At 51.2% G+C, this 18,845-nt stretch carries 17 protein-coding genes; 10 read left to right on the top strand and 7 right to left on the bottom strand.

What is annotated here, in order from left to right; all coding sequences use genetic code 11:
* Positions 1-5 precede the first annotated feature (5 nt).
* From def to ACLPHM_RS10905, 3 genes are all read left to right on the top strand, one after another.
* A complete protein-coding gene (gene def, locus ACLPHM_RS10915; protein WP_430221259.1) occupies positions 6-518 on the top strand; it encodes a peptide deformylase in 513 nt (170 codons plus the stop codon).
* Between the two features lie 6 nt (positions 519-524).
* On the top strand, positions 525-1,472 hold the full coding sequence (gene fmt / locus ACLPHM_RS10910) for a methionyl-tRNA formyltransferase (protein ID WP_430221258.1): 948 nt from the start codon (positions 525-527) through the stop codon (positions 1,470-1,472).
* A gap of 229 nt (positions 1,473-1,701) precedes the next feature.
* Complete coding sequence (locus tag ACLPHM_RS10905) at positions 1,702-2,328, top strand: DMP19 family protein (RefSeq protein ID WP_430221257.1); 627 nt, start codon at positions 1,702-1,704, stop codon at positions 2,326-2,328.
* Positions 2,329-2,344: 16 nt separating this feature from the next.
* On the opposite strand, the gene ACLPHM_RS10900 is transcribed toward ACLPHM_RS10905, so the two are convergent.
* Positions 2,345-3,235 carry a DMT family transporter gene (locus ACLPHM_RS10900; protein ID WP_430221256.1) on the bottom strand — a complete coding sequence of 297 codons (891 nt, stop codon included), beginning with the start codon at positions 3,233-3,235 and terminating at the stop codon, positions 2,345-2,347.
* Positions 3,236-3,422: 187 nt separating this feature from the next.
* On the opposite strand from ACLPHM_RS10900, the gene waaC reads away from it, so the two are divergent.
* Both waaC and ACLPHM_RS10890 read left to right on the top strand, forming a co-directional pair.
* Entirely contained in the window at positions 3,423-4,427 is a 1,005-nt protein-coding gene (gene waaC / locus ACLPHM_RS10895; RefSeq protein ID WP_430221255.1) for a lipopolysaccharide heptosyltransferase I, read from the top strand.
* Positions 4,428-4,441: 14 nt separating this feature from the next.
* On the top strand, positions 4,442-5,776 hold the full coding sequence (locus ACLPHM_RS10890; RefSeq protein WP_430221254.1) for a 3-deoxy-D-manno-octulosonic acid transferase: 1,335 nt from the start codon (positions 4,442-4,444) through the stop codon (positions 5,774-5,776).
* Here the strand turns inward: ACLPHM_RS10890 and ACLPHM_RS10885 are convergent.
* A complete protein-coding gene (locus tag ACLPHM_RS10885) occupies positions 5,773-6,477 on the bottom strand; it encodes a TetR/AcrR family transcriptional regulator (RefSeq protein WP_430221253.1) in 705 nt (234 codons plus the stop codon). The two genes, ACLPHM_RS10890 and ACLPHM_RS10885, sit on opposite strands and share 4 nt — an antisense overlap.
* A gap of 83 nt (positions 6,478-6,560) precedes the next feature.
* On the opposite strand from ACLPHM_RS10885, the gene ACLPHM_RS10880 reads away from it, so the two are divergent.
* From ACLPHM_RS10880 to ACLPHM_RS10860, 5 genes are all read left to right on the top strand, one after another.
* Entirely contained in the window at positions 6,561-8,066 is a 1,506-nt protein-coding gene (locus tag ACLPHM_RS10880) for an efflux transporter outer membrane subunit (protein WP_430221252.1), read from the top strand.
* 6 nt (positions 8,067-8,072) lie between these two features.
* Positions 8,073-9,140 (top strand): HlyD family secretion protein, encoded by a 1,068-nt coding sequence (locus ACLPHM_RS10875; protein ID WP_430221251.1) that lies wholly within the window; start codon positions 8,073-8,075, stop codon positions 9,138-9,140.
* 3 nt (positions 9,141-9,143) lie between these two features.
* On the top strand, positions 9,144-11,891 hold the full coding sequence (gene rbbA / locus ACLPHM_RS10870; RefSeq protein WP_430221250.1) for a ribosome-associated ATPase/putative transporter RbbA: 2,748 nt from the start codon (positions 9,144-9,146) through the stop codon (positions 11,889-11,891).
* Between the two features lies 1 nt (position 11,892).
* On the top strand, positions 11,893-13,017 hold the full coding sequence (locus ACLPHM_RS10865) for an ABC-2 transporter permease (protein WP_430221249.1): 1,125 nt from the start codon (positions 11,893-11,895) through the stop codon (positions 13,015-13,017).
* Between the two features lie 99 nt (positions 13,018-13,116).
* Positions 13,117-15,459, top strand: a complete 2,343-nt coding sequence (locus tag ACLPHM_RS10860) for a DUF3141 domain-containing protein (protein ID WP_430221248.1) — start codon at positions 13,117-13,119, stop codon at positions 15,457-15,459.
* Positions 15,460-15,563: 104 nt separating this feature from the next.
* Here ACLPHM_RS10860 and ACLPHM_RS10855 read toward each other — a convergent pair whose 3' ends face one another.
* The 5 genes from ACLPHM_RS10855 to ACLPHM_RS10835 all read right to left on the bottom strand — a co-directional run bounded on the left by ACLPHM_RS10855 (position 15,564) and on the right by ACLPHM_RS10835 (position 18,784).
* Positions 15,564-15,773, bottom strand: a complete 210-nt coding sequence (locus ACLPHM_RS10855) for a cold-shock protein (RefSeq protein ID WP_135867225.1) — start codon at positions 15,771-15,773, stop codon at positions 15,564-15,566.
* Between the two features lie 237 nt (positions 15,774-16,010).
* Positions 16,011-16,841 carry a UTP--glucose-1-phosphate uridylyltransferase GalU gene (galU, locus tag ACLPHM_RS10850; protein WP_430221247.1) on the bottom strand — a complete coding sequence of 277 codons (831 nt, stop codon included), beginning with the start codon at positions 16,839-16,841 and terminating at the stop codon, positions 16,011-16,013.
* Between the two features lie 29 nt (positions 16,842-16,870).
* Positions 16,871-17,035: a hypothetical protein gene (locus tag ACLPHM_RS10845; RefSeq protein ID WP_430221246.1), complete on the bottom strand. Its 165-nt coding sequence runs from the start codon at positions 17,033-17,035 to the stop codon at positions 16,871-16,873.
* A gap of 68 nt (positions 17,036-17,103) precedes the next feature.
* The gene (locus ACLPHM_RS10840; protein WP_430221245.1) at positions 17,104-17,904 is read right to left on the bottom strand and encodes a type III pantothenate kinase; all 801 of its coding nucleotides are present in this window, start codon (positions 17,902-17,904) and stop codon (positions 17,104-17,106) included.
* 13 nt (positions 17,905-17,917) lie between these two features.
* Entirely contained in the window at positions 17,918-18,784 is an 867-nt protein-coding gene (locus ACLPHM_RS10835) for a biotin--[acetyl-CoA-carboxylase] ligase (RefSeq protein ID WP_430221244.1), read from the bottom strand.
* Between the last annotated feature and the right edge of the window lie 61 nt (positions 18,785-18,845).

The raw sequence follows: 18,845 nt of genomic DNA, 5'->3' as shown, positions 1-18,845 counted from the left end.
ACTAAATGGCTTTACTTCCTATACTCCAATATCCTGATGCTCGTTTGCATACCGTGGCAAAACCTGTTGCGCAAGTGGATGATCGCATTCGCCAATTGGTGAAGGACATGGCTGAAACCATGTACGATGCTCCCGGCGTGGGCTTGGCTGCGACCCAAGTAGACGTGCACGAGCGCGTGGTAGTCATTGACGTATCCGAAGAGGGTAATGACTTACACGTACTGATCAACCCCGAAATCATCTGGAGCAGCGACGAAGGTCGTGTGTACGAAGAAGGGTGCTTGTCTGTGCCCGGTGTCTACGACAAAGTAGAACGTGCTGCTCAAGTGCGCGTACGTGCCTTGAACGAAAAAGGCGAAAGCTACGAGTTCGATGCCGATGGTTTACTGGCGGTGTGTGTGCAGCACGAACTGGATCACTTGCTGGGCAAGGTGTTCGTGGAATATTTGTCTAACTTGAAGCAAGACCGCATTCGTACCCGTCTACGCAAACAGAAACGCGAAGCCGAGAAGGTATAAATCAGTATGCGCGTTGTATTTGCGGGCACCCCCGAGTTTGCGCGTCAGGCGCTAGAGACAATTTTGGCTGCAGGTCACGAGGTTCCCCTTGTGATGACGCAGCCTGATCGTCCTTCCGGGCGCGGTATGAAACTGCGTCCTAGCCCTGTGAAAGAGGCGGCGTTGGCGCACGGCATAGACGTCGCCCAGCCGCAAAGCTTACGTTTGGATGGTAAATACCCCGAAGATGCCGAGGCGGCCTTACGTACGTTGCAAGCCGTTCAACCCGACGTTATGGTCGTGGCGGCTTATGGCTTGATCTTGCCGCAGTGGGTGTTGGATTTACCTAAGTATGGGTGTTTAAACATTCATGCGAGCTTGCTGCCGCGTTGGCGTGGTGCGGCACCTATTCAGCGTGCGATAGAAGTGGGTGATGCGCAAACTGGTATCACCATCATGCAAATGGATGCTGGGCTAGATACTGGCGATATGTTGCTGGTGCGTGCGATGGATATACGCCCCGATCATTCTGGCGCGAGCTTGCAAGACGAGCTTACCCATATGGGGGCGGACTGCATTGTAGAAATACTGCAGCAACTTGCTGATGGCACTGCACCTACCGCGGTGAAGCAGCCTGAGGCAGGTGTGACCTATGCCGAAAAACTGCTGAAAACCGAAGCGCCGTTGGATTTCACGCAATCTGCCGTGGCGTTGGAGCGTCGTATACGCGCGTTTGATCCTATGTTGGGCTCTACCATGACCTTGGATGGTATAGAGGGTTTAGTTAAAGTGTGGCGTGCTCAAGCATTGCCTGCCGCGACTAACGGTGCGGAACCTGGTCAGATTGTGGATGTCACAGCAGAAGGTATTGATGTGGCCACATCAGAGGGCATTTTACGTATTACCGAACTTCAGCGTCCGGGTAGCAAACGTCAGCCAGTGAGCAGCTTTGTGCAAGGTTGGTCCAGAGCGTAAGTGCATAGACCTGTATAAAAACAGCCCGTTTAACGGGCTGTTTTTTTATTGTGTGGCGTGTAGACCTATGCAGTTACCTTCAGCACCCTGTTACCCGTCCTTGTGGTGAAGCCTCGTACTCTGCCAGAGAAAATAGACGCTATGGTTACATTCAATGGGGAGTAGGTGTGCGGCGTTTTATAATCAAGGTACTACCCAACCGCGTATGGATACCGCAATAGGAATAAGTATGGACGCGTACAGCATTGCAGAGGTTCAGATTACAGAAAGCGACATTGTGTTGAATCTGCATAATGGGAGTACGCTCAGTACACCTATACAACGCTATATACGGGTAGAGAAAGCCTCGCCCGCAGAGCGCACAGGGTGGGAGCTGACCGAAGACGGTTATGGCGTGAATTGGCCGCAACTGTGGAAGCCTTTTCCTACGGGCATGGTGTCGGTGTGGGATCTATTGCAAGACCCGTTGTACGAGGCGGCCATGAAGAAAATGGCAGATAACGAGTGGGATATCAGCCGACTCACTCCACGCGATCAGGAACTAGTCGCGTTGTGGCGTTTAGAGGCTGACGTGAATAATGGCGGTTTTTTGCAGTTTTTTTGTAATTGGGGCGAAGAAAACTGTCTGATAGCTATAGGGGCATTAGAGGCGATTGGCTCTAGCGATATGCTGCATATCGTGCAGCAAATGTATGCACTTGTGGAACCATACGGGCAAACGGATGCCGCTGTGTCGCTGAGCGATTTACCGGTGTTGATCACTGAGGAAGATAACGACCGCATGTACGAGCTAGATCAGGCGTTCTGGGATTACCCAGAGCCATTACCTGAACTGGTCGTGCGGCATTATCTATAAACGGCAGCGTGTAGCGTTAACCGTGTGCTTGGCGACGCCATTCCATAATGCCAATCACAATGCCGCTGCTGCAAATAATGGCGATACCCAACCACGTTAGTGCATCAGGGAAGTGTCCCCATACCAACCAACCTAAGGTGGCGGCGCTCACAATCTGTAAGTATAAAAACGGTGCCAGCATTGAGGCGGGGGCGCGTTGATAGGCCTGTATTTGTAGCAAGTGACCTAGCCCACCCCAGAAACCCGTAGAGAGCAAAATCAGCCATTGGGTGAGGTCAAAGCCCGCCAAAATGCCGCTGATGTCTTGCCAATGAAAAGGCACTAACACTGCACTGAGCACAGAGCCGGTAATGCCCCCCCAGATTAAGGTGCTAAACGCATCATCCAGTGCAAGCTTACGCGTCACTATATGCTGCACAGCGAATAGACAGGCGGTAGTCAGCCCCCACGCTACGCCCACCATATCTAAGCCTGAACTGGGTCGAATGATAATCAACACCCCGGCAAAACCCGTCGCAGCAGCAACCCAGCGGGAAATGCGCATAGGCTCTTTTAAGACCCACGGTGCTACGGCTAGCATGAGTAAGGGCGACAGGAAATTAATGGCTGTTGCTTCGGCTTGTGGCAGGTAATGAAGGGCGGTGAAGAAGGTGAAGGTCCCCACCAAGGCGACCGTACCACGCAGCATCTGTAATCCTGGGTAGCGTATACGCAAGACAGATAGGCCCTTAGAGGGTAGGGTGATCATCAAAATCAGCCCTAAGTGCACGGTATAACGTACCCAGCACAGCAAGACTAGCGAGGCGCCAGCCCCCATGATCCACTTTCCACTGGCATCAAGGCCTGAAAGCGACCAAGAGGAAAGAATCAAAAGCAAAATGCCAAAGATGGGATTGGGTGCAGCCATGAAGCGATTCCTGCGGTGTCTCGTCGTGGAAATTATTATTTATGTAAATGATTATCCCTTGTTTGCTACACCTTGTCTGAGGTCCTAGCAAAAAGAGTAAGGAATGTTGTAAAAGATGAAAAAATGGTGAAAAAAAGAAATGCATGGACGTTGAATCGCCGCATTTCCCCTACGCTATAATGCAAAGATGACCTGTGAAATTCTAATCGTACGCACTTCCTCGCTAGGCGACTTAGTGCATATGCTGCCTGCTATCTCTGACATAGCTAGGCATGTGCCAGACGCTCGTATTGACTGGGTAGCGGAAGAGGCGTTTGCCGAAATCCCTGCTTGGCATCCGGCTGTGCGTAACGTCATCACAGTGGCACATCGCCGTTGGCGTAAAGGGTGGTGGTCAGCCCAAGTACGCGCTGAGCGTCAGCAGTTGAAGCAACAATTAGCCAGCAAAAAGTATGACATCGTGCTGGATATGCAGGCACTGATGAAATCGATATGGCTGGTGCGTCAAACTACAGGCGTGCGTCATGGGCTGGATTGGAAATCTGCACGTGAACCCTTGGCTTCCTTGTTTTACGATGTGAAGCACCGCGTTGAATTCTGGCAGCCTGCCGTTATACGTCAACGTACCTTGGCCGCAGCTACGTTTGGTTATCAGTACGATGGTGCTCCTGATTTTGGCTTGCAAGCAATCAGTGATCGCGTACCCGTACAGCCCTACGCCATCATCATGCCGTCCGCCAGCCGAGACGACAAACTGTGGGCACCAGCGAATTGGTTGCGCGTATTTGATGATCTACAAAACCGAGGTTTATCGTTGCGCTTATTAGCAGGTAGCCCTGCAGAAAGCGCACGCGCCGAAGCCTTAATTAAAGGCAGGTCTGACGCGCAAGTAATGCCGCGTATGGCCTTGTCTGAAGTAGCTGATCAATTGGCCGGTGCGACGCTGATGGTGGGTTTAGACAGTGGGTTAACGCACTTATCGGCGGGCTTGGGTAGGCCTACTATTGGTATCTACAAAGCTTCTACTCCTGTGCGTACACCGTTGGAAGGCGCTGCCTACACCGCTAGCTTGGGTGAACGAGGCAGAGAGCCTTCTGCAGAAACGGTGTTAAGTGCTATCAATCAAGCATTGAGCTCACCCAGACACGACTCGCTGACTGGAGCCGATGGCTTGTTGCAAGCCATGATCTAAGACGACGGCTAAACGTGAATCGTTTCTTTTATACCCTTCTGCTGCGTTTGTTTTCCCCATTACTGTTAGCGTGGATGGGGTTGAGGGCGCGGCGAGTCGGTGGTCGTTGGGATATTCTGGGCGCTAAGCGATTTGGCTATTACCGTGGGCCGCACTGGCAATCTAAACCTATTTGGATTCATGCGGTGAGCCTAGGCGAGATCCGAGCCGCGCAACCGCTGGTTGCGGCGTTGCTTAAGCAGGGCCACATTATTTTGCTCACACATCTGACCTACACCGGTAGGGCCGAGGGTGAGCGCATGTTTGCTCAGGAAATCGAAGAAGGGCGATTGTTTCAACAGTGGCTGCCTTACGATTTTCCCGGTGCTTGCAAGCGATTTATACGTCATTATCAACCTGCCATTGCCGTCATGATTGAGCGCGAGGTGTGGCCAAACTTGATGTACGCGGCGAGTAAAGCGCGTTTACCGGTAGTCTTGGCGAGTGCACGTTTTTCAGATCAGTCATTGCGTCAAAGTTTGCGTATAGGCAGCATGATGCGCGTTGCGTATTCACGTTTTACCGAGATTTATGCGCAAACCTTGAACGACGCGCAGCGCTTAGAGCAGGCGGGTGGTCATGCGGTACGGGTATCAGGCAACTTCAAATTTGATGTGCAGTTGTCAGAAGAGCAAGTCAAACGTGGCCGCAGTTTTGCGAGCAGTGTAGGCAGACGTGTGGTGTTGGTAGCCAGTACCCGCGAGGGTGAAGATGAGATGTTCGTGCCTGAACTTACTCGTCAAATACGCAAAGAGCAGCAAATGGACTTGGATCCTGCTCAGCGTACGTTGTTCTACGTAATTCCACGCCACCCCCAACGTTTTGAGTCAGCCTTTGGCTTATTAACTGGCCAAAGTTTGAATGTGTGTCGTCGTACCGATTTGTTGAAAGCGGGTGATGGTTGCAGCTCGGCCATCGCCATGTGTAAAGAGGCCGATGTGGTCTTAGGCGATAGCCTGGGTGAAATGCCTTGGTATTACGCACAAGCTCAAGTGGCGATTGTGGCGGGTAGTTTTGCACCCTTGGGTGGGCAAAACTTCATCGAAGCATGCGCGTTGGGTGTACCGGTGATCGTGGGTTCCCATACGCGCAATTTTGAGCAAGCGGTGACTGACGCCATCTTGGAAGGTGCCGCGTTGCGGGCAGCGAACGCCGCTACGGCAGTCAAACAGGCGATGGAACTACTCGAAGACCGACACAAGCTGGAAAGCATGTCCGATGCTGGGCTGCACTGGGTGCAGCAGCATAAAGGTTCGGTACAGCGTGTGATTGGTGGGATTAACGAGATCCTGCAGCGCCAACAGCCTTAAACGGCTAAAGGTCGCAACAGTTCTAATAACAGTTCGCGGTGTGCATGACGTAGGTTATGCAACCTGTCGGTATCTGTATCATTAAACAGCACAGCCAAAATGACCCATTGTAGGGACGGTGCTGCAGCCAAGAAAAAGTTGTCGGTAATCGGGCTTTTGCGTAGCAAGCCACGACGTACACACTCATCCACAATCAATTGATCGCGTTGTACCCGTCTATCGATGACGTGGGAGTGCCAGTGCTGAATCAACTCGGGCACACGCACACTTTCAGAGATCAGCAATCTAAAGGTAGTCAGTACCGCTGGGTCTTCCAGCTTGTCATATTGCTGCGCTAGGAAAGCATCCACGATTTCTTCTACCGAAGGGTTTTCGTGTTCTGGCATCCATGAGGAATCCACAGGCTTAACAGGCGTAAGCACCGTCATCATCAGCGCTTGGAAGATTTCTTCCTTGCTGCGGTAATGGGCGTAAATACCTGCCTTGGATATCTTGGCCGTAGCCGCAATACTTTCCATGGTGGTACTAGAGTACCCATTGCTGGCGAACTCAGTGAGGGCAGCATCCAAAATTTCCTGCTTGCGTTTAGCAGCAGGTAGATAACGCCGACGTGGCTTTTTCTCTGTGTCTTTAGTCTCTTCTGTAGACGTCGTGGCACAGGAATCAGGGTTGGGCGTACAAGGATGGTGGCTGGTAATCATAATAATGCTGAACTTCTGTATAATACAAAACAACCGACCGGACGTTTTATTCTATCAAATCTTTTCATACTGTGAAACAGAGCATGGTTTACACAATAAAGCCTGTGTTGAGTACGGGCACTGCGAAATGGCTGCAACGACCTATAGTGGTATTGGCCGCTTTGGCTCTCAGTGGGTGCATGTCATTGGCTCCTGACTATGAATCCCCGCCGTCTCCCATACCCGCTCAGTGGCCTGTAGACACAAAGTCTGATCAGAATCTAAACGCCTCGGTAGCCGCTAGTTTACCTTGGCAAAGCTACTTTACCGACCCTCAACTGCAACAGCTCATTCAGGTTGCATTGGAAAATAACCGTGATTTACGGTTAGCTATCTTGCGTATGGAAGAGGCACAAGCTGCTTTTCGCATACAACGTGCAGATCAGCTACCAACGGTAAACGTGGGCGGGCAAGGGGCTCGTGGGCGTGTGCCAGCAGATCTATCACCAACTGGGCAGTCACGCGTAGGCAGTGAGTACCGTGCCGAGGTGGGCTTTAATAGTTGGGAAATTGATCTTTGGGGGCGGGTACGCAACCTAAAAGATGCAGCATTACAACGTTGGTTAGCGACAGAAGCCGCACAACAAGCTGTGCGTGTGGCACTAATCTCGCAAGTAGCGGACGGCTATTTCCAGTTACGTGGTTTGGATGAGCGCGAGGCGTTAGCACGCCGCACAGTGGAAACACGCGAGAAATCGTATAGGATTTTTAAGCGCCGCTATGAAGAAGGCGCGACATCACGCCTAGACCTCACACAAGTAGAAACCTTGTTGCATCAAGCACAGGCATTGCATGTGAGCTTGCAACAAGCGCGTGCTGCACAGTGGCATGCACTGTATCAATTGGTGGGTACAGACATCAGTTTGCCAGAATCTTTGCCGCCTTTAGACACACAAAATGCCATGGTGGCTCTCACCCCCGGGTTGCCATCTGATTTATTGCTGAGTCGTCCTGACATCATGGCGGCAGAGCACCAACTACGCGCTGCGAATGCTGATATTGGTGCTGCGCGTGCCGCTTTCTTGCCACGCATTGCACTGACCTCCAGCTTGGGTACGGCGAGTGCTGAGTTAGATGATTTGTTTTCATCCGGCAGTAGAGCGTGGACATTTGTGCCAGTGATCTCATTACCGATCTTCGATACAGGGCGTAGACAAGCAAACCTTGATATAGCCGAGGTACGACATTCCATGCAAGTGGCAGAATACGAGAAAACGATTCAGACCGCTTTTAGAGAAGTGTCTGATGCGTTGTCTGCTCAGTATTGGTTAAGTGAACAACTGATTATTCAGCGTAAAGCTGAACAAGCCCAAGCTGAGCGAGCACGGTTGGCTCAGTTACGTTACGACAATGGTTCGGCTGCGTACCTAGAGGTTTTAGATGCCGAGCGCGATTTGTTGGCAGCAGGTCAGCAATTGGTGCAAGTACGTTACGAGCTGTTAGCCAGTCAGGTAGGGTTATATGCCGCTTTAGGTGGTGGCACACAGCAGTCCAAGGAAGAGGCTAAGGCAGCGCCTGCCTCTGAGTATGTTGCGAGTCAAAGAGAGTAATGCACAATGAAGAAAAAAATTGTGGTGGTAGCTGGTGTTTTGATTGTTCTGGGCCTGCTCTGGAAGGGCTGGGAATGGTACAACGATGATGGGCTAGGCGATGCGTTTGTCAAGGGCAATGGGCGTATTGAAGCTACCGAAGTGGATGTGGCAGCCAAGCTAGGCGGCCGTATTGAAAGTATTGTGGTACGCGAAGGTGACTTCGTGACCAAAGATCAACCGTTGGCGTCCATGCAAGTAGATGTGTTGATTGCCCAGCGAGACGAAGCGGTAGCCAGTTATCAACAAGCTGAGCACGGTGTGGCTGCGGCGCAAGCACAAGTACGACTGCGTGAAAGTGATGTATTGGCTGCACGGGCATTGATTGCTCAACGTGAAGCCGAGCTAGACGCCGCACAACGCCGATTGGCACGTTCACGTACCTTATCCAGAGAAGGCGCTGCCTCGGTGCAAGAGCTGGATGATGACCGTGCACGAGTACGTGGCGCAGAAGCCGTGTTGGCAGCGACCAAAGCACAAGCAGCTTCGTCTGATGCAGCGGTAGAAGCGGCCAAAGCGCAACTGATTGGTGCGCAGTCTACGGTGAAAGCTGCCGAAGCCACCATTGCTCGTATTGATGCTGACTTACGCGACAGCGAATTGAAGGCTCCACGAGCAGGTCGCGTGCAGTTCCGTATTGCTCAGCCAGGTGAAGTGCTAGGTGCAGGCGGTAAAGTACTGAATCTGTTGGACTTAGAAGACGTGTACATGACCTTCTTCTTGCCTGAGTCGGTAGCAGGTAGAGTGGCTATTGGTACAGACGTGCGTATTGTATTGGATGCCGCACCACACCTAGTGATTCCGGCCAAAGTGTCGTTTGTAGCAAGCAATGCGCAGTTCACCCCTAAAACGGTAGAAACGGCGAATGAACGTCAAAAACTGATGTTCCGCGTGCGAGCACACATCTCTCCTGAGTTGCTGCGTAAATACATGGAGCAAGTCAAAGTGGGCTTGCCAGGTGTAGCGTGGATCAAGCTGGACGCTGACGCGTCGTGGCCTGCTTCGTTATCCAACGTCGTTTCAGTTACGGAGTAAGCCATGGCTGAACAAGGTAGCCCGGCTGTGGTTGCCCAGGTTCGGGATGTATGGCAACACTACGGTGAAACGGTAGCCCTGCAGGGATTGAGTCTAGATATTCCTGCTGGGTGCATGGTAGGGTTGCTGGGTCCTGACGGGGTGGGTAAGTCAAGCTTACTGTCGTTGCTGGCGGGCGCACGGGCGATTCAAAAAGGGCGTATCGATGTGCTGGGCGGTGATATGGCCAGCAAAGAACACCGTGATAACGTCTGCCCGAATATTGCCTACATGCCTCAGGGCCTGGGTAAAAACCTGTACTTCACACTATCGGTAGAAGAAAACCTGCAGTTCTTTGGTCGATTGTTCGGTCACGATGCTGCCGAGCGTAGACGCCGTATTGATGAGCTGACTGCCGCCACCGGTCTACTCCCGTTTTTGTCGCGTCCTGCAGGTAAGTTATCGGGTGGGATGAAGCAAAAGTTGGGCTTGTGTTGTGCGTTGATTCACGACCCAGACTTCCTTATTTTGGATGAGCCCACCACCGGTGTAGACCCATTGGCGCGTGCGCAGTTCTGGGATCTGATTGACAGTATTCGCGTAGACCGCCCCAGCATGAGCGTGATTGTGGCGACTGCCTACATGGATGAAGCGCAGCGCTTTGACTGGTTGGTCGCGATGGACGATGGTCAGGTTCTGGCCACGGGTACGCCTGAGGAGTTTTTCGAGCGCACTGGAAAAAATAATCTGGAAGAAGCTTTTATTGAGTTGCTGCCAGAGTCCAAAAAGCAAGGCCACGCGCCAGTGGTCATTCCGCCGTTAGAGGTGGACGATGACGATATCGCTATTGAGGCCGAAGACCTCACCATGTGTTTTGGTAGCTTTGTCGCGGTAGATAGCGTGTCTTTCCGCATCCGCCGGGGCGAAATTTTTGGTTTCTTGGGCTCGAACGGCTGCGGTAAATCCACCACCATGAAGATGTTGACGGGTTTGTTACCGGCAACACGAGGTCAAGCGTGGTTGTTTGGCCACGAGGTGGATCCCCATGATTTGGATACGCGCCGTCGCGTTGGCTACATGTCTCAGGCCTTCTCGCTGTATAGCGAACTGACGGTAGAACAAAACTTGGTGCTGCATGCGCAATTGTTCCATGTTCCAGAAGCGGAACTGGATGAACGCATTGATGAAATGGTGCAGCGTTTTGATTTAAGCCAAGTTCGACACAGCCTACCGTCTAGTTTGCCGTTGGGTATACGTCAGCGTCTGTCGTTGGCGGTGGCAATGGTGCACAAGCCAGAACTCTTGATTCTGGATGAGCCTACGTCGGGTGTGGACCCTGTGGCGAGGGATGGCTTTTGGCGGTTATTGGTAGAGCTGTCACGTAGAGATAAAGTCACTATCTTTATTTCTACGCACTTTATGAACGAAGCGGCGCGTTGTGACCGTATGTCCATGATGCACGCTGGTAAAGTGCTGGACAGTGATGCGCCAGCCAAACTGGTAGAAAAACGCGGTGCTGCGACACTGGAAGAAGCTTTTATAGGCTACTTGCTGGAAGCCAGTGGTGAGTCCATGGAGAGCAAGCCTAGTGAGGCCGAAGCACTACACGAAGCCGTGGCCGAACCTGCTGCTACACCACATAAGCAGAAACGTTTTAGCCTGCAGCGGTTGTTGAGCTATACCTGGCGTGAAGCTTTAGAACTGCAACGTGATCCTATACGGGCTACCTTGGCGTTGGCGGGTTCGCTCATCATGATGTTCATCATGGGCTACGGGATTAGCCTAGACGTAGAAGACTTACGCTATGGGGTGTTAGACAGGGATCAATCGTCCATCAGTCAGAACTACACCTTGAGTTTGGCTGGGTCGCGCTACTTCATAGAACAACCGCCTATACAAGATTACGATGAACTAGATCAGCGCATGCGCAGTGGCGAGCTATCCCTGGCCATTGAGATTCCGCCGGGTTTTGGGCAGAGCGTGAAACGTGGTCAGAATGCAGAAATAGGGGTGTGGGTAGACGGTGCGATGCCTACGCGTGCAGAAACGATCCAAGGCTATGTGCAAGGTATACATCAGCACTGGTTGTTGGATCAGGCTCAGCAAGCAGGAATGGATTTCACGCTCCCAGCAGGCATAGAGTCGCGTTATCGCTATAACCCCGATGTACGCAGTTTGCCCGCTATGGTGCCCGTTGTGATTCCGTTGCTGCTGTTGATGTTCCCCGCCATGTTGACGGCGTTGGCGGTAGTACGCGAGAAAGAATTGGGTGCCATCATTAACCTGTACGTGACACCGGTCACCCGTTTGGAGTTCTTGCTAGGTAAGCAGATTCCCTACGTGTTGTTGGCATTGATGAACTTCCTGTGCATGTGCTTGTTGGCGGTGACGGTGTTTGGTGTGCCGATGAAAGGTAGTTTTGTGACGCTGTTCTTGGCGGCCTTGCTGTTCACCATCATTTCCACAGGGATGGGGCTGTTGGCATCAGCCATTACTCGTAGTCAGATCGCGGCCTTGTTTTTGGCGCTGATTGGTACCTTGATTCCCGCCGTGCAGTTTGCAGGCATGCTGAACCCAGTGTCTTCGCTAGAAGGGGTAGGGCGTTTGGTGGGGGATATTTATCCTGCCACCTACATGTTCATTATCAGTCGCGGGGTGTTTGGCAAGGGGTTGAACCTGCATGATTTGGCCACTACCTTTGTGCCGTTGTTGATTTCGGTACCGGTGATTATCGGGTTGTCGGTGCTGTTACTACGTAAGCAGGAGCATTGAGATGCGACAGTTACGCAATATCTTTCTGCTGGGACGTAAAGAGCTGTGGAGCTTGTGGCGTGACCCCATGCTATTGCTGTTGATTGTGTATATCTTCAGCGTGTCGGTGTACACCAGTGCTACGGCCATGCCTGAGACCTTGCATAATGCCGTGATTGCCATCGTGGATGAAGACGAATCTCCGTTATCCACACGTATTAGTTCGGCATTTTATCCACCGCAGTTCACCACACCACAACGTATTACGCTAAGTGATATGGATGCGGGTATGGATAGAGGGGATTACACCTTTGTGCTGAATATCCCTCCGGGTTTTCAGCGTGATGTGTTGGCAGGGCGTAGCCCTGATGTGCAGTTGAACGTGGATGCGACGCGTATGAGTCAAGCATTTACGGGTAATAACTACATCCAGCAAATTGTGAACGGCGAGGTGCAGGAGTTTGTGCAGCGTTACCGCGCAACTCAGGCGCTGCCTATTAATCTGGAAATTCGTCAGCGTTTTAACCCCACGCTTGAGCGCAGTTGGTTTGGTAGCATTGTAGAGGTGATTAACTCGGTCACGATGCTGTCCATCATTCTGACCGGGGCAGCACTCATCCGTGAGCGCGAGCACGGCACGATTGAACATTTGCTGGTCATGCCGGTCACACCAGGAGAGATCATGGTGTCCAAGATTTGGTCCATGGGGCTGGTGGTGGTGTTCGCCACCTTTACCTCCTTGATGCTGGTGGTGCAGGGGCTGTTGAAGGTACCTATAGAGGGTTCTATAGCGTTGTTCCTCTGTGGTGCAGCCTTATGTGTGTTTGCCATGACTTCGTTAGGTATTTACTTAGCGACCTTGGCGCGCAGTATGCCGCAGTTTGGTTTGCTGCTGGTGTTGATTTTATTACCGCTGCAAATGTTGTCGGGGGGGATGACGCCGCGTGAAAGTATGCCCTTGCTGGTGCAGAAAATCATGTTGGTGGCTCCCACTACGCACTTTGTGGAAATTGGACAGGCCATTCTTTTTCGCGGCGCAGGGCTTGCCGTAGTGTGGCCTGCATTTGTAGCCCTGTTAGCAATTGGGATTGTGCTGTTTTTGCTGTCGTTACGACGCTTCAGAAGCACGATCAACCAGATGGCTTAAGGCCGTTGGGGGCAAGGTGTAGCGGGTTGTTAACGTAGGGCCTTGGCGTCGTACAGCGGCATTTTTCAGATTGCTTTACTACTTTTGGAGAGAGCAAAAATGGCTAGTCGTAAACCCACTTCACCTTCCGAGAACACGCCTTTTTCGTGGGCATGGAATGCCGCTGAAGCGGGAGCAGAGTACGCCAAGGATTTCTGGCAACGTAGCGTGTTGTATGCCGATGTACGACGTCAGCGCGGTGACCAGTACCGTGAACACTTGGAAGAAGACGCTCCCACTGTATTGAAGTTCGAGTACGAGCAACTGTTGTGCGGCCAAGATTTGGCACGCCCCGTTAACTACTCCTTGATGCGCATTATTCCGCCTGCTGGTGTAAAAGTAGACGAGAAAAAACGCCCCTTCATTATTATTGATCCCAGAGCGGGCCATGGCCCAGGTATAGGTGGGTTCAAGGCTGAAAGTGAGATGGGAGCAGCTCTCAGTGCGGGCCACCCTTGCTACTTTGTAGGCTTTTTGCCTGATCCTGTGCCGGGTCAGACAGTAGAAGATGTCATTCGTGCAGAAGCAGAGTTTGTACGCCATGTAGGTAAGCTGCATGAGGATAGCGTGGGTAAGCCAGCGGTGATTGGTAATTGCCAAGCCGGTTGGCAGATCCTGATGACAGCGGCTCTATGGCCTGAACTGTTTGGTCCCATTATTGTGGCTGGTGCGCCGCTCTCGTACTGGGCTGGCGATAATCCTATGCGCTATAGCGGTGGTTTGCTGGGCGGTAGTTGGTTGACTGCCATGACCAGTGACTTAGGCGATGGTCGCTTCGATGGCGCGTGGTTGGTGGAAAATTTCGAGAATTTAGACCCCGCTAATACGCTATGGAATAAGCAATATAATTTATTTGCAAACGTCGATACGGAAGGCCCTCGTTATTTGGATTTCGAGAAATATTGGGGCGGCTATGTATTTTTAAATGACGTGGAAATGCAGTACATCGTCGATGAGCTGTTCATCGGCAATAAGTTGTCCACAGCACGTTTAATGACCTCAGACGGTCTACGTATTGATTTGCGTAATATCCGTTCACCCATACTGGTTTTCTGCTCACATGGCGACAACATTACGCCTCCGGGGCAAGCCTTAGGGTGGATTACGGATTTATACAGAAATGATGATGAAGTACTGAGTCATGACCAAACTATTGTCTACGCAACGCACGACAGTATTGGTCATTTAGGGATTTTTGTATCGTCGCGTGTAGGCAGCAAAGAATACCGAGAGTTCACCAGCCATATAGATACTATCGATTTGTTGCCAGCAGGTGTTTACCATGCCTCTGTAGAGGATTGTGATGAAGTACGCGCAGCATGCCCGGTAGATGACCCTTACATGCTGAAACTGCGACGTAGCAGTGTGGCTGAAGTACGTGACATTGTGCAGCCGGATCAGGAGTCCGAAAAGCGTTTCGCAGCCGCAGCTAAGGTATCAGAGATTAACTTGGCCCTGTATCGCAACCTGATGCAGCCGTGGGTGCGTGCATTTGCAACGCCCTATACTGCCTATTGGATGCAGACCTTGCACCCGCTACGTACCTCGTACGAGTGGTGGAGCAGCAATCATCCTTTTGCCGCATGGTTGGGTGAGCAAGCTGAACAGGTACGCGAGAACCGAGCTCCCGCCAGTGCGGACAATCCTTTCTTGTTATGGCAAGAGCAGGTGTCTGATGCGATTACTCGATTCCTGAATCACTACCGAGACAACCGCGACCAAGGCTATGCCGCTTTCTTTGACTCGGTATATGGTTCACCATTGATGCAGGCGTTGGCAGGGAGAGCGCTAGACGATACGTCCGATGTGCGACCGCACCCAGGTGATTGGCCAGAGCACAAAGCGTATGTGGAAGCGACCTTACGACACTTGTGTGAGCGTATGGATGAAGGTGGGCTGGCAGAAGCGGCTATACGTGCCATGTTCTATGTATTGAAGGAGCGTGGCGAAGCGGATGACAGGCATTTCCACTATGCTGAGCAGATGGATCAAGCGGGTTGGCTGAAAGGCAGTGAACGGCCAGCATTCCGTCAGCTATTGCGCGAACAAGCTTTGTTGCTGCACATGGATGAAAATGCAGCGATAGAGGCGATTCCTACGTTACTGAAAGATGCGACGCCTGATGCGGTTCGTAAGCTGGCAGAGTTCTTGTTGGGATTGGCACGTAGTAGTGAGAACCAGTTGTCCAAAGCAGAAGCTAAAGCTCTGGAACGTATCATTGTGATATTGGGGTCGGTATTGGAAAAGCAGGAACAAGCTGCCAAATTGACATCAACTGTTACAGAAGAAACTAAATCTATCCCAACTTCTATTCCTGTTAAAACTGCTAAGGCACGTAAAGTATCGACACGCGCTGCAAAGAAAACAGTTGCGAATATCAAACAGGAAAATGAAAAGAAATAATAAAATAATAATCTATTGATATAGATTAAGAAGAAATAAAAAAAAGCCCTGAATTTAATTCAGGGCTTTTTTAATATTCTTTACGAATATCGTGTCAGACTCAATTACAGAGCTTGCACGGATTTGGCTTGTGGGCCTTTTTGGCCTTCAGCTGGCTCGTAAGAAACGCGTTGGTTTTCTTGCAGAGATTTGAAGCCTGTACCGATGATATCGGAGTGGTGAACGAACAGATCTTTGCCACCGCTCTCAGGAGTGATGAAGCCGAAGCCTTTTTCGTTGTTGAACCATTTAACAATACCAGTTTCTGTTTGCATGATTGTTGCAATCCCTAAAAATGACGAGCTTGTGCTCTAAAAAAAGATTGTCAAGGTGTAAAAATCAGGCAACTGGTATATGGATACCGCATTGAACGAACTTACAACTAACTTGATAACCTACGAATCGAATCGTATTACGGGCATTGTTTGACGTCAAGCAGAACCCGTATACGAATACAATTATTAACGCATAAAATTGTTAATAGAGGCTACTGGTATTAATACTAGGAGCGTTTAAAGGTTGTGATATTTACGACCAATTTCTACGGTAGCTTTAAAAAAGCCATCTTTACTTCCGCAGTCATAGCGAGTGCCTTCGTATTGGCATGCAAATACATTACGAGATTTCAATAAACTAGCGATACCATCGGTAAGTTGAATCTCACCGCCAGCTCCTGGCTGAGTTTTACGCAAATGTTCAAAAATCTCGGGTTCCAGTACGTAACGGCCTACTACCGCTTGTGTGGATGGCGCATCTTCTGGGCGTGGCTTTTCCACAATACCGTGCAAGCGTGTAGCATTCGCATCTACGCTAGTGCCAGACACAATGCCGTATTTGCTGGTGTCTTGGCGATCAACTTGTTGCGTGGCCACAATGCTGCCGTTGTATTGATGGGCAGCTTCTACTAATTGGCGCGCTACAGGAGTTTGGGCGTCGATTAGGTCATCCGCCAACAACACTAAAAATGGCTCGTCACCCACGATAGGTGCTGCACACAATACAGCGTGTCCTAGCCCCAGTGGAGCAGGTTGACGTGTGTAAATACAGCTCACGTAGGGAGGGATAATGTTTTGTACACGCTCAAGTAGTTCGATTTTGTTTTTGCTGGCTAATTCGGACTCTAGCTCGGGCATGCTGTCGAAGTGATCTTCGATGGCGCGTTTATGACGTCCTGTAATAAAAATCAGTTCTGTAACACCCGCTGCGATAGCTTCTTCTACCGCATATTGAATTAACGGTTTGTCCACAACGGGTAGCATTTCTTTGGGCATCGCTTTGGTGGCCGGCAGAAAACGGGTACCAAGTCCCGCGACAGGGAAAACAGCTTTGCGTACAGGTTTCATAAAGGTAACAGCATCCAGAGTATGTGGTGTTAGGACTGGGGCAAGGCCGAGCCGACAGTAACCGCGTTCTCATGTACAAAGGGGGCGGGACTGATGCTGCGACCGTATTCACTAGGCTGAACACCAAAAAAGCCCTGACCGTAAGCCAGCAGCGCCACGTTTGCAATCAGGCAGAGCAGGGCGATGTATTTCATATGGCGATCAGAGAGTAGTGATGACTATGAATAATGTCAGGAATTGTAGCGCTTATGATCGCACGAATCTACGCGAGACGATTGGCAAGAATCGCTAAGCCATCTAGGGTAGGGGTGTCGTACCATACGGGTTCAGGCAATGATAAGGTCGTTACATGGTGCAGACGATGTAGTGTTTGCTCTAGTTCGGCTTCTACTAAAGATCTACCCCCACCGCTACAAAATAGCAATGGAGCATGCCCTGCCGCTTCTAAGGTGATGAGCCATTGACGCATCACTGCACCAGCTTGTGCCGCAGCGATGCCCGAGCTTATCGCAGCGGTAGTGTGGTCTGGAAAATCTTGCAGAGCCCCCGGTATGGCGTCTAGCCTAGCCGTATTTTGGCTGAGGGCTAGTTGCATCAACTGTGGGCCGGGCAGGATCAAGCCACCTTTGAACTCATGACCACCGGCGTGGGGCACAATAGCGTCAACGGTAGTGGCTGTACCAAAACTGACATGCAAGAAGGCAGAGTGAGGGGCATGGGGCTGTAACCCTATGGCGGACACCCATCGGTCAGAACCTAAGCGCTCCGGCTGTTGATACTGATTAAGCAAGGTCTGGCATGGGGTATCACCGGTTTGCCACTGAATAGAGGGCACGTGATGCGCATGCAGTAATGCTTGTACTTGCGCGGCCAAGGCTTCGCTGGCCACATTAACACCGATGGCTCCAGTGGCTGGTGAGCTTAGATGCTGGGTTAGCCATGTAGCGATAGGGCTAAGGTCGGTATGTGGGCATGCCAAGGTTAAGGGCAACCGTGAGTGGCTGTCCGTATCCAGTAGCCCCATTTTGACGCGTGTATTGCCAATGTCTATCAGTACATACATGGTGTTCTTTCCATTAGCGTGGTGTGGAAGGTCTGACCGACACTTCACCCACAGACACTACCTGTGTACCCAGTGCATTACGCATCATTAATTGCCCTTGGGCGTTAACACCCTGAGCAATACCGGTTTGTAGAATTTTATCGTTGTGCACGATATTGATGGTTTGGCCTAATAAAGCGTCTACCTGTGAAAAGCGCTCTGGCAACGAGGCAAAACCGTAAGCGGTGGCCTCATTCATGGCGGTGTATAAACCAGATGCCATGGCGGCAACTAAATCACTAGGGCGATGAGCGGGCATATCGGCACATTCGTTGCTAATGCTTTCCCAATCAGCGACAGGGCGCTGCAAAGACTCGCTGAGTGATTGTGCATCATTCAAGTTCAGCCCTATGCCGATGACGACTACATGGTGATCTTTACTTTCAGGGGCGGTGCTAGCTCTGGTGACTTCCGTCAGGATGCCAGCGAGTTTCGCGTCATACCACAGCAAATCATTGGGCCATTTAAGTTTGAGTGCTACGCGGTGGCGCTCGGGCAGTAAGTTGCGCAAGGCCTCGCATGCGACTACTCCACATAACGGCGATAAGGTCGCCAGAGCATGGGGAGGCACAAAAATGTCAAATGCACAGGAGAACATCAGGTGAGCACCCTCACGGTTCTTCCAAGTACGACCTGCGCGCCCTCTACCCCTATCTTGTAAGTGAGCGCCACGCAGCCATGGGCGTAGCGAGGGATTATCTTCCCTCGCCCATTGCAGTAAATCGGCGTTGGTGGAGTCAGTACGGTCTACCCATTCAATACGTCGGAATTGAGGCAGAGCTTGGCGTAGCTGGGACACCATGCGACTGGGAGAAGTTAAGGAAGGCGCATGTTCAGACATGGTAATGACAGCGAGAAGTAGAAGTTCCGTTAGAATGCAGAATACATGTATCGCTATTATG

It is taken from the genome of Paenalcaligenes sp. Me131 (genome assembly GCF_050487225.1).
GTDB lineage: Bacteria > Pseudomonadota > Gammaproteobacteria > Burkholderiales > Burkholderiaceae_B > Paenalcaligenes.
Note: the sequence above shows the minus strand (reverse complement) of the source record. Positions and strands in the feature narration are given on the sequence as shown.

Excerpts from the sequence above, each read along its gene's own strand:
- def (WP_430221259.1), top strand. The coding sequence starts at position 6 with ATGGCTTTACTTCCTATACTCCAATATCCTGATGCTCGTTTGCATACC.
- fmt (WP_430221258.1), top strand. The coding sequence starts at position 525 with ATGCGCGTTGTATTTGCGGGCACCCCCGAGTTTGCGCGTCAGGCGCTA.
- ACLPHM_RS10905 (WP_430221257.1), top strand. The coding sequence starts at position 1,702 with ATGGACGCGTACAGCATTGCAGAGGTTCAGATTACAGAAAGCGACATT.
- ACLPHM_RS10900 (WP_430221256.1), bottom strand. The coding sequence starts at position 3,235 with ATGGCTGCACCCAATCCCATCTTTGGCATTTTGCTTTTGATTCTTTCC.
- waaC (WP_430221255.1), top strand. The coding sequence starts at position 3,423 with ATGACCTGTGAAATTCTAATCGTACGCACTTCCTCGCTAGGCGACTTA.
- ACLPHM_RS10885 (WP_430221253.1), bottom strand. The coding sequence starts at position 6,477 with ATGATTACCAGCCACCATCCTTGTACGCCCAACCCTGATTCCTGTGCC.
- ACLPHM_RS10880 (WP_430221252.1), top strand. The coding sequence starts at position 6,561 with ATGGTTTACACAATAAAGCCTGTGTTGAGTACGGGCACTGCGAAATGG.
- ACLPHM_RS10875 (WP_430221251.1), top strand. The coding sequence starts at position 8,073 with ATGAAGAAAAAAATTGTGGTGGTAGCTGGTGTTTTGATTGTTCTGGGC.
- rbbA (WP_430221250.1), top strand. The coding sequence starts at position 9,144 with ATGGCTGAACAAGGTAGCCCGGCTGTGGTTGCCCAGGTTCGGGATGTA.
- ACLPHM_RS10865 (WP_430221249.1), top strand. The coding sequence starts at position 11,893 with ATGCGACAGTTACGCAATATCTTTCTGCTGGGACGTAAAGAGCTGTGG.
- ACLPHM_RS10860 (WP_430221248.1), top strand. The coding sequence starts at position 13,117 with ATGGCTAGTCGTAAACCCACTTCACCTTCCGAGAACACGCCTTTTTCG.
- ACLPHM_RS10855 (WP_135867225.1), bottom strand. The coding sequence starts at position 15,773 with ATGCAAACAGAAACTGGTATTGTTAAATGGTTCAACAACGAAAAAGGC.
- galU (WP_430221247.1), bottom strand. The coding sequence starts at position 16,841 with ATGAAACCTGTACGCAAAGCTGTTTTCCCTGTCGCGGGACTTGGTACC.
- ACLPHM_RS10845 (WP_430221246.1), bottom strand. The coding sequence starts at position 17,035 with ATGAAATACATCGCCCTGCTCTGCCTGATTGCAAACGTGGCGCTGCTG.
- ACLPHM_RS10840 (WP_430221245.1), bottom strand. The coding sequence starts at position 17,904 with ATGTATGTACTGATAGACATTGGCAATACACGCGTCAAAATGGGGCTA.
- ACLPHM_RS10835 (WP_430221244.1), bottom strand. The coding sequence starts at position 18,784 with ATGTCTGAACATGCGCCTTCCTTAACTTCTCCCAGTCGCATGGTGTCC.